15 protein-coding genes are annotated in these 13,399 nt (G+C 63.3%); 1 reads left to right on the top strand and 14 read right to left on the bottom strand.

Going from position 1 to position 13,399, the window contains the following annotated elements; translation table 11 throughout:
• Positions 1-162: 162 nt before the first annotated feature.
• From GGR17_RS14635 to phnC, 5 genes are all read right to left on the bottom strand, one after another.
• Positions 163-780, bottom strand: coding sequence for an LbetaH domain-containing protein (locus GGR17_RS14635; RefSeq protein WP_054539250.1), 618 nt, complete (start codon positions 778-780; stop codon positions 163-165).
• 69 nt (positions 781-849) lie between these two features.
• Entirely contained in the window at positions 850-2,181 is a 1,332-nt protein-coding gene (gene phnE / locus GGR17_RS14630; RefSeq protein WP_054539251.1) for a phosphonate ABC transporter, permease protein PhnE, read from the bottom strand.
• A complete protein-coding gene (gene phnE, locus GGR17_RS14625) occupies positions 2,178-3,050 on the bottom strand; it encodes a phosphonate ABC transporter, permease protein PhnE (RefSeq protein WP_054539252.1) in 873 nt (290 codons plus the stop codon). Before phnE (GGR17_RS14625) ends, phnE (GGR17_RS14630) begins: the two co-directional genes overlap by 4 nt.
• Before the next feature lie 71 nt (positions 3,051-3,121).
• Positions 3,122-4,024, bottom strand: a complete 903-nt coding sequence (gene phnD, locus GGR17_RS14620; RefSeq protein WP_054539253.1) for a phosphonate ABC transporter substrate-binding protein — start codon at positions 4,022-4,024, stop codon at positions 3,122-3,124.
• 53 nt (positions 4,025-4,077) lie between these two features.
• Positions 4,078-4,902, bottom strand: a complete 825-nt coding sequence (phnC, locus tag GGR17_RS14615) for a phosphonate ABC transporter ATP-binding protein (protein WP_369817398.1) — start codon at positions 4,900-4,902, stop codon at positions 4,078-4,080.
• A gap of 201 nt (positions 4,903-5,103) precedes the next feature.
• Between phnC and GGR17_RS14610 the strand changes: the two genes are divergently transcribed.
• Complete coding sequence (locus tag GGR17_RS14610) at positions 5,104-5,598, top strand: flavin reductase family protein (RefSeq protein ID WP_255353429.1); 495 nt, start codon at positions 5,104-5,106, stop codon at positions 5,596-5,598.
• 9 nt (positions 5,599-5,607) lie between these two features.
• On the opposite strand, the gene GGR17_RS14605 is transcribed toward GGR17_RS14610, so the two are convergent.
• The 9 genes from GGR17_RS14605 to GGR17_RS14565 all read right to left on the bottom strand — a co-directional run bounded on the left by GGR17_RS14605 (position 5,608) and on the right by GGR17_RS14565 (position 13,392).
• A complete protein-coding gene (locus tag GGR17_RS14605; protein WP_157445574.1) occupies positions 5,608-6,201 on the bottom strand; it encodes a thioredoxin family protein in 594 nt (197 codons plus the stop codon).
• A gap of 110 nt (positions 6,202-6,311) precedes the next feature.
• Complete coding sequence (locus GGR17_RS14600; protein WP_054539255.1) at positions 6,312-7,361, bottom strand: c-type cytochrome; 1,050 nt, start codon at positions 7,359-7,361, stop codon at positions 6,312-6,314.
• Positions 7,345-8,610, bottom strand: coding sequence for a sulfite dehydrogenase (gene soxC, locus GGR17_RS14595; protein WP_054539256.1), 1,266 nt, complete (start codon positions 8,608-8,610; stop codon positions 7,345-7,347). The genes GGR17_RS14600 and soxC overlap by 17 nt, the downstream gene beginning before the upstream one ends.
• A gap of 68 nt (positions 8,611-8,678) precedes the next feature.
• Complete coding sequence (soxB, locus tag GGR17_RS14590) at positions 8,679-10,370, bottom strand: thiosulfohydrolase SoxB (RefSeq protein ID WP_054539257.1); 1,692 nt, start codon at positions 10,368-10,370, stop codon at positions 8,679-8,681.
• Between the two features lie 130 nt (positions 10,371-10,500).
• On the bottom strand, positions 10,501-11,355 hold the full coding sequence (gene soxA, locus GGR17_RS14585) for a sulfur oxidation c-type cytochrome SoxA (RefSeq protein ID WP_054539258.1): 855 nt from the start codon (positions 11,353-11,355) through the stop codon (positions 10,501-10,503).
• Positions 11,356-11,384: 29 nt separating this feature from the next.
• A complete protein-coding gene (gene soxZ / locus GGR17_RS14580; RefSeq protein WP_054539259.1) occupies positions 11,385-11,714 on the bottom strand; it encodes a thiosulfate oxidation carrier complex protein SoxZ in 330 nt (109 codons plus the stop codon).
• A gap of 17 nt (positions 11,715-11,731) precedes the next feature.
• On the bottom strand, positions 11,732-12,148 hold the full coding sequence (gene soxY / locus GGR17_RS14575) for a thiosulfate oxidation carrier protein SoxY (protein WP_054539260.1): 417 nt from the start codon (positions 12,146-12,148) through the stop codon (positions 11,732-11,734).
• Between the two features lie 35 nt (positions 12,149-12,183).
• Positions 12,184-12,669: a sulfur oxidation c-type cytochrome SoxX gene (soxX, locus tag GGR17_RS14570; protein WP_054539261.1), complete on the bottom strand. Its 486-nt coding sequence runs from the start codon at positions 12,667-12,669 to the stop codon at positions 12,184-12,186.
• A 156-nt stretch (positions 12,670-12,825) separates the two neighbouring features.
• A complete protein-coding gene (locus tag GGR17_RS14565; RefSeq protein WP_054539262.1) occupies positions 12,826-13,392 on the bottom strand; it encodes a thioredoxin family protein in 567 nt (188 codons plus the stop codon).
• Between the last annotated feature and the right edge of the window lie 7 nt (positions 13,393-13,399).

Here is a 13,399-nt window from a genome sequence, read left to right as displayed (position 1 = left end):
CGCGACAGAAAACCTTCGCCGGAGTTTCAAGCGGGCGTTACATCGCGGGCGCAGTTTTGGGGTGTAAATGAATATGCCGCTGCGGGCGGCAGCGCGGATTTCATCACAAATCCTTTTCATCAGTGCCGGGGGTGGTCGATGACCGCCCCCTTTTTCCGCGCCTCAGCCGCCATATCTCTCGAGGAACGCCTCTATCGCGAGGCTGCGGAAATCATGCAGCGCGGCGCGCAGCCGGTCATGCGACCAATCCCACCAGGCCAGCGCCATCAGCCGGTCCGCGACCGGGCCGGGAAATCGTTCGCGCAGCGGCGTGGCCGGGAGGCCGGCGACGATCATGTAAGGCGCGACATCCTTTGTCACCACCGCCCCGGCGGCGACAACGGCGCCATGGCCGATGGTTACCTCGGGGCGGATGATCGCGCCATGCCCGATCCAGGTGTCATGGCCGATCTCCGCGCGGCGCGAACGCCGGTGATCGAAGAACGCGGCATCGGCTTCGGCATCGTCCCAGTAGTCGGCGGATCGGTAGAGGAAATGATGCAGCGAGGCGCGGTGCATCGGGTGGTCGGTCGGGCCGATGCGGGTGAAGCTGGCGATATTGGCGAATTTGCCGATCGTCGTATTGGCGATGTCGGCGTAGCGGTCGCAATAGGAGTAATCGCCGAACTCCGAGCGGGCCACGCGCGAGCCGCGGCCGATTTCGACGAATTTTCCGAAGGTGCTGTCGACCACGTCGCAATCGGGGTGAAGATAGGGCGTATGTTCATTCAGGCGGGGCATGGCGTGGCTTTCGTGGCGCCGGAGACTTTCTTGCCTCCGGCGGGGATATTTCCGGAAAGATGAGGCGGATCAGTGGCCGCTTTCATCGCCGCGGATCAGGCGGCGGCGCAGCAGCCCGGACAGCCAATCCATCATCATCACCATGAGGATGACAAGCACGATGTAATAGGTGACCTCTTCCCAGTCTTTCTGGGTGATGATCGCCTGTGTCAGCAGCAGGCCGATGCCGCCGCCGGTGATCGCACCGATGATGGTCGCGCTGCGGGTGTTGGATTCCAGATAGTAGAGCACCTGGCTGAGCAGCACCGGGGTGATTTGCGGGATCACCCCGAAGCGGTAGCGTTGCAGCGGTTTGGCCCCGGTGGATTGCACGCCCTCGATCTGTTTGCCGTCGACGTTTTCCAGCGCCTCGGAGAACATCTTGCCGAAGCTGCCGGTATCGGTGACCAGGATCGCCAGCGCCCCCGTCATCGGGCCGGGGCCGAAGGCACGGGAGAGGATGATCGTCCAGATCAGCCCGTCGACCCCGCGCACGAAGTCGAACAGCCGGCGGATGCCGAAACGCACGGTCAGCACCGGGGTGAAGTTCTTTGCCGCCATGAAGGCCATCGGCAGCGCAACCATCGCCGCCCCCATCGTGCCGAGGAAGGCCATCAGGATGGTTTCGAACAGGGCCCAGGCGACATCGCCGTGACGCCACATGGCATTGTTCCAGAAATCATCGACGATCGCGGAGAGGTTGGAACGGGCGGGCTCTACCCGGTCGGACGACAGGGCGAGCCCGGCCAGATCGAGTGGCGAGCGGCCGTGGAACGGGCTGTCGAGGGTGAAGAAGAAGAGCTCCCAACCCGGGAAGTAGCGGAAGACCTCGGTCCGGTTGCGGGTGACGCTGACGCGCCCTGCCCCGGTGGTGATGGCAAGGCGGTTCTTCGACAGGTTGATCCAGTCGGGCACCGCGGCGGGATCGAGGTTGGTTTCCACCCCGCCGGTGGTCGGGCGGGCGGTGATCAGCCCGAAGTCGGGGATGGTGTAGTCCATGCCGCCGTCGGCGTGGAAGTTCACCAGATGCCCGTCGCCCAGATCGATCAGGGTTGTGCCGTCGTTCACCGTCACCCAGGCGGGCGTCTGCCCTTCGGGGTAGTTGCCCTTGCGCTCGCCCTCGATCGACACCGTGACCGCGCCGGACCGGTTGTCGCGCGTCACGTGGGTTTTGTAGCTGTAGCTGTCGGCGACCAGAGTGCGGGCATTGTCCATCCGGGCGCGTTCGGCCAGGCCGGGGATATCGAAGGCGAAGAAGATATAGGCCAGATAGGCCAGCACCACCGCCGGCAGGCCGAAATTCGTCAGGCGCTTGCGGGTGAATATCTGGTCGGCCTCGGCCTTGAGCGCGATGGTGTTCATGCAGGACCTCCGCTTGTCAGCCGGTTGCGGAAGTGGCTGGAGAGCTGATCGAAGAAAACGATCGACAGGAACAGCAGGATGAAGATCGCCGCGGCCTCGTCGAACTTGCCCTGGCCCCAGCTCATCGCGTTCTTCAGCTCATAGCCGATGCCGCCGGCGCCGACGAAGCCTAGGATTGCGGAGGCGCGGATGTTGATCTCGAACCGCAGCAGCGCATAGCTGAGGTAGTTGGGCGCGACCTGCGGGATCACCCCGAGCCACATGCGCTGTGCCCAGCTGGCGCCGACCGATTGCAGCCCCTCGACGGGCTTGAGATCGGCGTTTTCATTGACCTCGGAGAAAAGCTTGCCCAGGGCGCCGGCGGTATGAAACGCGATGGCGATCATGGCGGGCACAGGGCCGCCGCCGAGGATGAAGATCAGTACCAGCGCGATCACGATCTCGGGGATGGCGCGCATGATATCCATGATCCGGCGAAACAGCGGGATCAGGCGCGGGAACCGCGCCAGGCCGCGGGTCGACAGAAGCGACAGGACCATGCCGACGGCCGCGCCCAGCAGGCTGGAGACCGCGGCGATGTTGATGGTTTCGACCAGCGCCGGGAAGAAGGTCACGAGATGGCCGGGCAGAAGGTCGATCTTGGACCAGGCCTCGGATACCACTTCGGACGGGAAATCGAAGATGTTCAGGATGCCGTCCCAGAACCCGCCGGCGTTGCGTTCGTCGGCCAGTATGAAGCCCGACACCATCAACAGCGTGAAAATCGAAAGCATCAGGCCGCCATACATCCGTTTGCGGCGGATCATCGCCATGTATTGCGCGCGCGTGTCCATCACGCCGGGGCCGGTCGATGCCGAAAGCTCTGCCATTTCATGCTGCCTTTGAATGCGAAGGACGGGCCCCGCGCAAGTGGCGGGGCCCGTCCGGTTCTAAGCGGTGCTTAGTTGGATTTGGCCTTGCGGGCCTCGATGATCGACAGATAGGCCTCGTGGGTGATCGGGTCGAAGCCCAGCGATTCACCGGCGGAGATGTTGTAGGTGCACTCTTTGTCGGCGTCATACATGCCGTCGACCAGGGCGACCATCTTGGCCTTCACATCTTCGGGCAGCGCCTTGCGCAGCACGATCGGGCCTTCCGGGATCGGCTTGGAGCGCCAGATTTCGACCAGATCGTTCATGTCGATCAGGCCGGCGTCAACCGCCTTGCGCAGCGCGCCCGAGTTGAAGCCGTCTTCCCAGTTGCCCTGGCCGTCGGCCCAGGTCACGCCGGCGTTCACGTCGCCGTTGTTCACGGCAACGATGGTCTGCTCATGGCCACCGGTGAATTTCACTTCGCCGAAATAGTCGCCGGATTCCATCGAGGCGCTGGTTTCCATCGGGATCTCGATCGACGGGATCAGGTAGCCGGAGGTGGAGTTCGGATCACCGAAGCCGAAGCTCTTGCCCTTCATGTCGGCCAGAGAGGTGATGCCGCTGTCCTTGCGGGCGAAACCGATCGAGTGATAGCCGTAGGAGCCATCCAGGTTGATCTTGACCAGAACCGGCTCGACCGCTTCGGGATCGTTCAGATAGGTCGCGGCGTAGCCCGACGCGCCCAGCCAGGCCATGTCGATGGTGCCGCCCAGCAGGCCCTGGATCACGCCGTTATAGTCGGCCGGGGCGAAGAGCTTGACCGGAACGCCGAGGGTTTCCTCGGTGTAGTTCTTCAGGCACTCGTGGCTGTTCAGACGGTCCTGGGCGTTTTCGCCGCCAAGAATTCCGATGCGGAATTCCGTGATGTCTTCGGCCAGGGCCGGGGCGGCCAGGGCAGTGGTTGCCACGAGGGCGGCCAGCAGTTTTTTCATCTTTTCTCTCCAGGTTGAACTTGCCCGGCGAGGAGCGCCGGACGGATGAAAACTCAGATAACTTCTTTGGCCTCCATCATCGCGCGGGCGTCTTCGTTCAGCGCGTCGATGGAGGTGGAGGTCGCGGCCTCGGAGAACGAGGCATCGGCGCCGTAGATGTCGCGCGCCACGCCTGTGGTCAGCTGTTCGGGCGTGCCGTCGAACACGATGCGCCCGTCGCGCATGCCGATCACGCGGTCACAATAGCGCCGGGCGGTATCAAGCGTGTGAAGATTGGCGATGACCATGCGGCCGTCTTCTTCGTGAATGCGGCGCAGCGCGTCCATCACCACCTGGGCATTCATCGGATCGAGGCTGGCGATCGGTTCGTCGGCCAGGATGATCTTGGGGTCCTGCATCAGCGCGCGGGCGATCGCCACCCGCTGCTGCTGGCCGCCCGAAAGCGCCTCGGCCCGCTTGGGGGCCTGTTCGGCGATGCCGAGCCGATCCAGAATGTCGATGGCGCGGTGAATGTCGGATTGCGGGAACAGGTTGAACATGGTGGCCAGGGTCGAGCGGCGGTTCAACGTGCCATGCAGCACGTTGGACACCACATCCATGCGCGGCACCAGGTTGAACTGCTGAAAGATCATCGCACATTCGGATTGCCAAGCGCGCTTCTGCGCGCCCTGCAGCGGAAGGATGTTCCGCCCATCGAACTTGATCGCACCCGATGTGGCGTCGGTCAGGCGGTTCATCATCCGCAGAAAAGTGGATTTCCCGGCGCCCGAGCGCCCGATGATGCCGATCATCGCGGATTTTTCGACGGCGAAACTTGCGTTTTCCACCGCGTTGTTTCGCCCGAATGTCTTCGTGACGCTCTCGACGCTCAGCAGCATGTGATCCCCATAACCAGTCCTGCGCCGGATACAGACCGGGTGCGAAATGAATGTTTCAGATTTTTGAAGCTTTTGTAACGCAGCCCGCGCGCGCGCCGGGGGCCGGGTTGCCCGGCCCGGTAATCATGGTATGTGCAGGCACGGCACGCCGTCGGGCGGTCGCACGAAAGCCACGCCATGCCGGCAAAAGGAGAGCCACGCGTGAAAAGCGTTACACCGCAGCCGGGGGCCGAACGCGCCTATCGCGATGCCCTGGGCCGTTTCGCCACCGGCGTCACCATCATCACCACAGCCGGCCCGCGGGGGCCGCTGGCCATCACCGCCAACAGCTTTTCATCGGTGTCGCTGGACCCGCCGCTTGTTCTGTGGGCGCCGGCCAAGGCCTCCAGCCGGTTCGAACCCTTCCGCGACGCGCAGCGCTTTGCCATCCATGTTCTGGCGGAAAACCAGCTTTCGCTGGCCCGGCATTTCGCGCGCAACGGGCAGGATTTCACCCCGGTCGACTGGCACGAGGATGCGCAGGGTTGCCCGCGCCTTGCCGATTTCGCGGCGCGGTTCACCTGCACCCGCCACGCGGTGCATGATGCCGGCGATCACGTGCTGGTTCTGGGCCTGGTCAAAGAGGCCATTGTCAGCGCGCTGCCGCCGCTGATCTTCGTCGACGGATGCTACGGGCGCTTCGCCCCGGCGCCCTGAGCGGCCCGGTCACCAGACATCCGGTTCGATGCCCTGCGCGCGCAGGGCCTCGAACCTGTCTTGCAGATAGCGCTGAAAGGGCTGTTTGAGGTATTCCCCCCGCGCCACATATTCCAGAGACGACAGGTAGTGGAACGGTTTCAGATAGCCTGGCAGCCGAAACGCCTCGGCCTGCGCGGCGCGCGTGGCACCCGCATTCGCGGCCGGGAAGAGCAGCGTGGTCGGGGTGAAATTCACCCCCCACTTCGCGGCCAGGCGCCGCTCTTCCAGCTCTTCCCCATCGAAATCCAGCACCGCCCGCGCGCCCCACAGATCAAGCTGCACAACGTCGAAATGCGCGGTGATGTACTCCACGATCGCGGCCCGTTCGAAATTGACGAGATGCAGCTCCCGGCAATAGGGGCAGCCCGCCTGTTCGACCAGAACCATCAGGCCGCGCCCCTGCGCCGCCGCCGTTTCCAGATCGTCGCCAAGCTCCAGGAAACTGTCGAGAAACCAGTCCTGCTTGTGCAACCCGTCATCGCCCAACCGGGCCGCCGCGACCGACAGGCGCGGCGCGGCAAGCGCGGCAACGGCCCCAAGCATCACGCGCCGTGACAGCATGATCTCCTCCCTTTTCAGAAGGTAGTCTAGCACATTCGGGGCGGGTTGGCCAAAACGCAGGCGGGCGGCCCCGAAGGACCGCCCGCAATTTTACGTGAGGCAAGGCGCGTCTAGTCGAACGACCGCAGATAGGCGATCACGGCGGCGCGGTCTTCCTCTTTCTTCAGCCCGGCGAAGGACATCTTGTTCTTGGGAAGATAGGCCTTCGGGTTTTCCAGATAGGCGCTCAGGGTTTCGTGGTCCCAGACCAGCCCGTCATCGGCGGCGGCGGCCATCACCTTGGAGTATTTGAACCCGTCAACCATACCCGCCGTGCGGCCGAAGACGCCGTTCAGCACCGGGCCGGTCCGGTTCTTCGCCCCCTCGCCCACCTGATGGCAGGCCTTGCACTTCTTGAAGACCTTCTCGCCCTTGGCAACCATCTCGGGGTCAAGCGCGGCGGTTTCAGCGGCAGGCGGCTCTTCGGCGGCGGGGGCCGCTTCAGCCACCTCGGCCTCGGCCGGCGTTTCGGCGGCGGCCTCTTCGCCAATGTCCGGGGTCACGTCCAGAACCGCGGCGCGCATGGTGACTTCCACCGTGTCCTTGCAATTCTCCATGCAGGGCTCGGCGGTGAACAGCGGCAGTTCCGTCTCTTCCCGGTCATCCACGATGAAACCGTCCGCGTTGGGCATCTCCACCTCGAGGAAGTTTTCCTTCGACAGAACGAAATCATCCTCCACCAGATCGTTGGAATAGAGGATATAGGCCACGATCGCATAAACCTCGTCCGCGCTCAGGGTCTGGGCGTCGCCGAAAGGCATCGAGCGATGCACATAGTCCCATGTGGTGGAAAGGTAGGGCCAGTAGGAGCCGACCGTCTTCAGCGGGTCGGCGTGATCGAGCGTATTCGCCCCGCCCGCCAGTTTCGGCCAGTTGCCCACGCCTTCGGCAAAGTCGCCATGGCAGACGGCGCAACTGTCGGCGAAGATCATCTCGCCATCCTCGACCGAGCCCGACCCGTCGGGCAGGCCCAGCCCGTCGGGGCGCACGTCCTTGTCCCAGGCGGCGACCTCTTCGGGCAAGGCCGGGCGGCCGAGGCCAAGCTTTTCGGCCAGCGCCGGCGCGGCCATGAGCGCCGAGGCCAGCGCCGTGCCGATCACCAGATTACGATACTTCGACATTCTCTGCCTCCCCGCTCGGCTTGACCCACCAGGTCTGAATGCAATTGTTGTGATAGATCGAGTTCAGCCCGCGCACCTCGCGCAGCTGGGTCTTTGTCGGCTGCACATAGCCGGTGCTGTCGATCGCGCGGCTTTGCAGGAACATCTCGGAGCCGTCCCAATCGTGATCCAGGTAGAACCGGGTCAGCGCCATGTCCTGGCCCGGCGCGGCCAACCGCGCCTCTTTCCAGTTCTTGCCGCCATCGACCGACACATCGACACGGGCGATCGCGCCGCGGCCCGACCAGGCCAGCCCGGTGATGACCAGCGGCCCCTTGCCATGGGTGATCGGCATCTGCGGGCTGGGGCTGGTGACGACGGATTTGGCATCCATCACCCAGGTCCACTTGCGGCTCGTACCATCTTCCAGCGTGTCGGTGTATTTGCTGGTCTCTTCGCGGCTTTCCCAGGGCTTGTCGCCCACTTCGATGCGGCGCAGCCATTTCACCCACATGTTGCCTTCCCAGCCGGGCACACACAGACGCACCGGATAGCCATGCTCCATGCGCAGCGCCTCGCCATTGGCCTTGAAGGCGACAAGGCAATCGTCCATCGCCTTTTCCAGCGGGATCGAGCGGGCGTTCGATGACGCATCGGCGCCTTCGACCATCACCCACTTGCCCTCGGGCTTCACGCCCGCCTCTTCCAGAAGCGTGCGCAGGGTGACGCCGGTATATTCCATGTTGTGGATCATGCCATGCGTGAACTGCGAGCCGTTGAGCTGCGCACCCGCCCATTCCATGCCGGTGTTCGCCGCGCATTCAAGGAAATAGGTGCGCGTGACGCGCGGAAAACGCTCCAGATCGGCGTAGGTGAACACCAGCGGCGTATCGACCAGCCCGTTGATCATCAGCCGGTAGTCTTCCTTGCGCAGCTCGATCGCGCCCGAATGGTGGCGTTCGAACGCGCAGCCCTGGGGGGTGATCGTGCCATCCAGCGCATGAATCGGCGTGAAGTTGATCGAGCTGATCGTGTCGGCGGTCAGCCATTCCACGTTGCGGCGCACCACGTCGCCCTCATACTTGATCGGCAGGCCATAGGGCGTGGCGTCGACGCCTTCGCCAAGGCCCTGCGCCCAGGGCTGGATCTCGGTGATCAGCGGATCGCCCGCCGCATGGGCCGCGCCACCGGCGGCCACCGCACCACCCGCGGCAAGCCCGGCTTTCAGAAAGCCGCGCCGGGTGGTCGTGGGGTCTGACTTGTCCGTCATATCTGCAACCTCCTCTGAAGATGCGTGGGTTATATTCGGTTTGTTCGATGTATGAATGCGATGATCGGTCACGCCCCGGTCACCTTCACCGATTTGTTCGGGTCGATGCTGACCGTGCCCATACGCTTGACGTAGCTCTCCACCACATCCCAGATCGCGGGGCCCTCGGTGCCCTCGTTCACGCTGGCCCAACCGGACACGACATAGCTCTTGGCCCGATCGATCGCCTCGCCGGTTTTCAGCAGCGTCATGTTGGTGATGCGGCTGCCCTGCGGCTTGCTGACGTCGATGTGATAGCCCATGCCGCCGACGCGAACCATGTCGCCGCCCTGCTGATAATAGGGGTCGGGGTTGAACAGGTTGTCGGCCACATCTTCCAGGATCACGTGGATCGTCTCGCCGGTCATCTCCGACCGATAGGCCGCCGGATAGGACATCGAGGTGGCGTTGAACAGATCCTCGCGGGTGATCGCATCGCCGGGCAGCAGGCTCGGCCCCCAGCGGAAACCGGGCGACATGGCGATATCCGCCTCACGCTCATCAATCAGCGCGTTGCAGATCAGATCGTCCCAGGTGCCGTTGAAATTGCCGCGCCGGTACAGCAGGCTGTCGGTGTGGCCCAGAACCTCGGACAGCTCGGCCTCATAGGGCGCGCGCTGTTCGTCGATCAGGGCGGCGACCTGCTTGTCGGGGGCGATCACGTCGGAAAACACCGGGATCAGCTTGTGGCGGAAGCCCATGAGCTGGCCGTTCTGAACATCCAGATCCAGCCGGGTGACGAACTTGCCGTTCGAGCCCGAGGCGATCAGCATCGTGCCGCCCACCATCACCGGCTCTGGCAGCGCGTCATGGGTGTGGCCGGTCAGGATCACGTCGATGCCTGGCACCTGGGCGGCCATCTTGCGATCAACGTCGAAGCCGTTGTGCGACAGCACCACCACCAGTTCGGCACCCGCGTCGCGCACCTCTTGCACCACCTCGTTCATCCGCTCTTCGCGCACGCCGAAGCTGAGGCCGGGGAACATGTATTTCGGGTTGGCGATCGGCAGATAGGGAAAGGCTTGCCCGATCACGGCAACCTTGGCACCGCCCCGCTCGAACATCTTGTAGGGTTCATAGGCCGGCTCGTCCCATTCGGCGTCGAAGATGTTGGCGCCGAGGAAGGGGAAATCCAGCCCTTCAACGATCTCGTTCACCCGATCCACGCCCAGGGTGAATTCCCAGTGGCTGGTCATCGCGTCGGGCTTGAGCGCGTTCATCACGTTGACCATGTCCTGCGCGCCGGTCTTCAGGCAGGTGTAGGAGCCGTGCCAGGTGTCGCCGCCATCCAGCAGCAGCGCGTCGGGCCGGTCGGCGCGGATCGCGTTCAGGATCGTCGCCACCCTGTCCAGCCCGCCCATCCGGCCGTAGCTTTTCGCCAGGGCCGCGAAATCGGGATAGGTCAGCGCATAGGCCTCGGGCGTGCCGGGGGCGATGTTGAACATCTTCAGGAAATCGGCGCCGGTCACATGCGGCGGCAGCCCGTTCACGGCGCCAACGCCGAGGTTGATCTCGGGCTCGCGGAAATAGACCGGCTTCAGCTGGCCGTGGATGTCTGTCACATGCACAAGGGTGATGTTGCCGAACGTATCGAACTGAAGCAGGTCATCCTGCGTCAGCGCCTGCTGCGCCGCCAGTTTCGACCAGTTGCCAACGCCCGAAGCGCCATAGATGGCCGAGGCCGCCACGGTGGCCTGCAGAAAATCTCGCCGCGAAATCATGCTCGTCGTCTCTCCGTTCAGAATGCAACCCACCGTCCGGCGAAATGCGAAGCATCTGCCGGCGACAAGGCGCTGGGTAAAGGAACTAACGAATGCCCCGCGCGAAACAGGCCCGCGCGGGGATGTGTGCTTAGTTGCGCACCGAAGGGCCTTCGACCGACAGGCCGTTGCCGCGCGAGGCGACGTAAAGCTCCAGCGCGATGAACTCGGCCGAGCCTTCCTTGAAGGTCTCGGCACGGGTGTCGCGGATGCAGCCCTTGAACCGGTTGTGGATCGAGTTCAGCTTGGCGTTCTTCAGGCGATAGGCCGGGAAGCCGTTGATCTGACCCTGGCTCAGATGGTCTGCGCGGATCAGGTTGTCATAATTGTCTTCGTGACAATTCGCACAGGACAGTTCGAGCTGACCGTAGCGGGTGTAATAGATCTCCTTGCCCTTTTCCCAGGTTTCCTGGGCCGGGCCGTCGATCTTCACATCCACCGGCATACCGCGTGACTGCAGCGAGATCAGGGCGGTCGTGTTGACCATGGGGTTGGAATTCCAGCCCCATTTCTCGGCGCCCATCCGGTTTTCGCGGCAGTCGTTGATATACATCTCCATCGTCCAGACTTCGCCAGCGGCCTCGTTATACTTCGGCATCGCCGCGCGCAGGCCGGCCAGGCTCTCCGGCCCGTCGTGGCACGACGCGCAGGATTTGCCTTCGGAGCCGTCGACCTCGTTCCAGGTGTCGAGCCCCTGATCGACGAAGATCATGCCGGGGTTATCGAAGTCATCCATCTGCAGCGCCTGCGTTTCGTCGGAACGGAACGTCCAGCCGGAGCGGATTTCGTCGATATACTCCATATGCGCCGGCGCTTCGGTCCGGGTCACCATTTCGGTCTCGCCGTTGATGATGAGCTGATCGTCTTCACCCGCCGATGCAAGGCCCGCGCCAAGCGCGAGCAGTGCAACAGCAGACGTGACAGCCTTGAGCGATTTCAGTTCCATGCGTTTCCTCCCTGAATGCAGCAACCCGCTCAGCCGATCGCGATCGGCTTGGCTTCCTCGTAGACCGAGCCGTCATCGTCATACCAGGTGAACTTGAACTCACCGGCTTCGGGCACCAGGGCCTCGAATTCGAAATACGGGTTGGTCGAGATCGCGGGCTCCAGCGTCACGTCGATGACGTTCTGGCCGTTGAAATCGCAGGTGAAGCGGTTGATGATCGAGCGCGGGATGATGTTCCCGTTGCTGTCCTTGCGCTGGCCCGATTCCATCGGGTGGCTGATAAGGGTCTTGATCGTGATCGCTTCACCAGCCGATGCCGTTTTCGGAACCTTAACGCGGGGTTTTACACCAGTTGCCATTTCTCAATCTCCTCTGATCAGCCGCCGCAGCCGCCGATGGTGACTTTCACGGTGTTGGAGGCACGGGCAAAGCTGCCGTCGGCCATCTTGGCGATGGCGACCACATCCTGCGTGCCGGCCAGACGGATCCGGGTGGACGCGCTCTGCGATGCGGCCAGCGGGCCGAAGTTGAACGTGCACACAGCCGGGGTGGGGTTGCCGGATGCCAGAAGCATTACCGACACCGCGCCGGGGGCATCGACGCTGACCGGAACGGTATTGCCGTTCTCTGCAATCTCGGGGCTGGTCAGCGTGATGCCGGCATCGGCCATGTCGGCGCCGCCGGTGAAGGCGGCAATCGCGTCGTCAACGCTCGCCACCGCACGGATGGGCAGCGCGAGGGTCGCCGCTACACCGGCTCCAAGCGCAATCGCCCCACGTCTTGTAAGTTCCATTGCTCTCTCCTTTGTCGGGAAGGATCCGCGCGGGATCACTCCTCTTTCAACGTCATCAGGTAAGCGACGACATCCTCGATCTGCTGCCCCGTCAGAAGCGGCGGCAGCGGATCGGTCTTTGCCGCCTTTCCGGTATAGGCGTCACCCGGACGGATATAACCGGTGGTCTTGAAGAAGGCCGGCATCACCGTGCCATCATAGGTCATCTTGGCATTGGCCACGATGCCGCGCAGCTCCGCCTCGGTCCAGCGGTCGGCGACGCCGTCCAGGATCGGCCCGACCTCGCCGTGGAACGGCACGTCTTCGGCCATTTCCGAAATCGCATGGCAGGACACACAGTTGCCGAGGCTCTTGGTGCCCATGATCACGCGGCCGTTGGCGGCGTCTCCCGGAACACCCGTCAGGGATTCGGAGATCGCGCCATACTCGTCATATTTCACATTCTCCGGCGCGACTTCAGAAGCCGAAGCAAGACCGACACCAGCCACCAGGCAAGCGGTGCTCAGGATTACGCGTTTCATTCAAGACTCCTCCCAGTGTCTTTTCCCGTCAGCCCAAACTAGCTGAGGTATCCATTTGTATGCAACAACAAATCTAATTTATTGCATGTCATTGAACGGACGCAGTGTCGCGCCTTTGTTTCGATCATGGGTGCGATTGCGCAACATTGTTAGCCATCATTGGCCTTCGCTGAGTTTGCGCGCAAGATATTTCTGGAAATGTTCATCGCCCTCGTAGCCTTTTTCCAGAACCCAACGCAGCAGGCTTTCGGTGGTTCCCTTGCCGAAAGCCCCCGGCATCGTCACCACAGCGGCCTGCGCGGCGGTGGTGCCGCCATCGGGCAGCGTGTCGGGCATGAACATCATCGTGGGCGTGAAGACAACCCCCCAGCGCCGGGCCATATCCTTTTCCGACAGGGCGGTACCGTCGAAATCGGTCACCTCGACATCGCCGAACAGATTCATCTGCACCACGAAGTAATTCTCCTCGATCAGCGCCGCGATCTCGGGGTCGGGGAATACCTCTTCGTGCATCTTCTTGCAGTAGATGCAGCCGCGCTGCTCCCAGATCACCAGCAGGCGCTTGCCCTCGGCGGTGGCCGCCTCGAGATCCTCGGTCATGTCCTTGAACGTGTCCTGCAGCCACTCGGGCTTGTGCAGCCCGTCGTCGCCCATCGGGGCGGTGGCGAAGGCCGGGGCGGCAAGCGCCAGGAAACCCGCCGCCAGAAAAGACATCAGTCGCATATCAATC

The organism is Actibacterium naphthalenivorans, assembly GCF_014196965.1.
Lineage (GTDB): Bacteria > Pseudomonadota > Alphaproteobacteria > Rhodobacterales > Rhodobacteraceae > Actibacterium_A > Actibacterium_A naphthalenivorans.
This window is presented reverse-complemented; position numbering and strand designations above follow the sequence as displayed.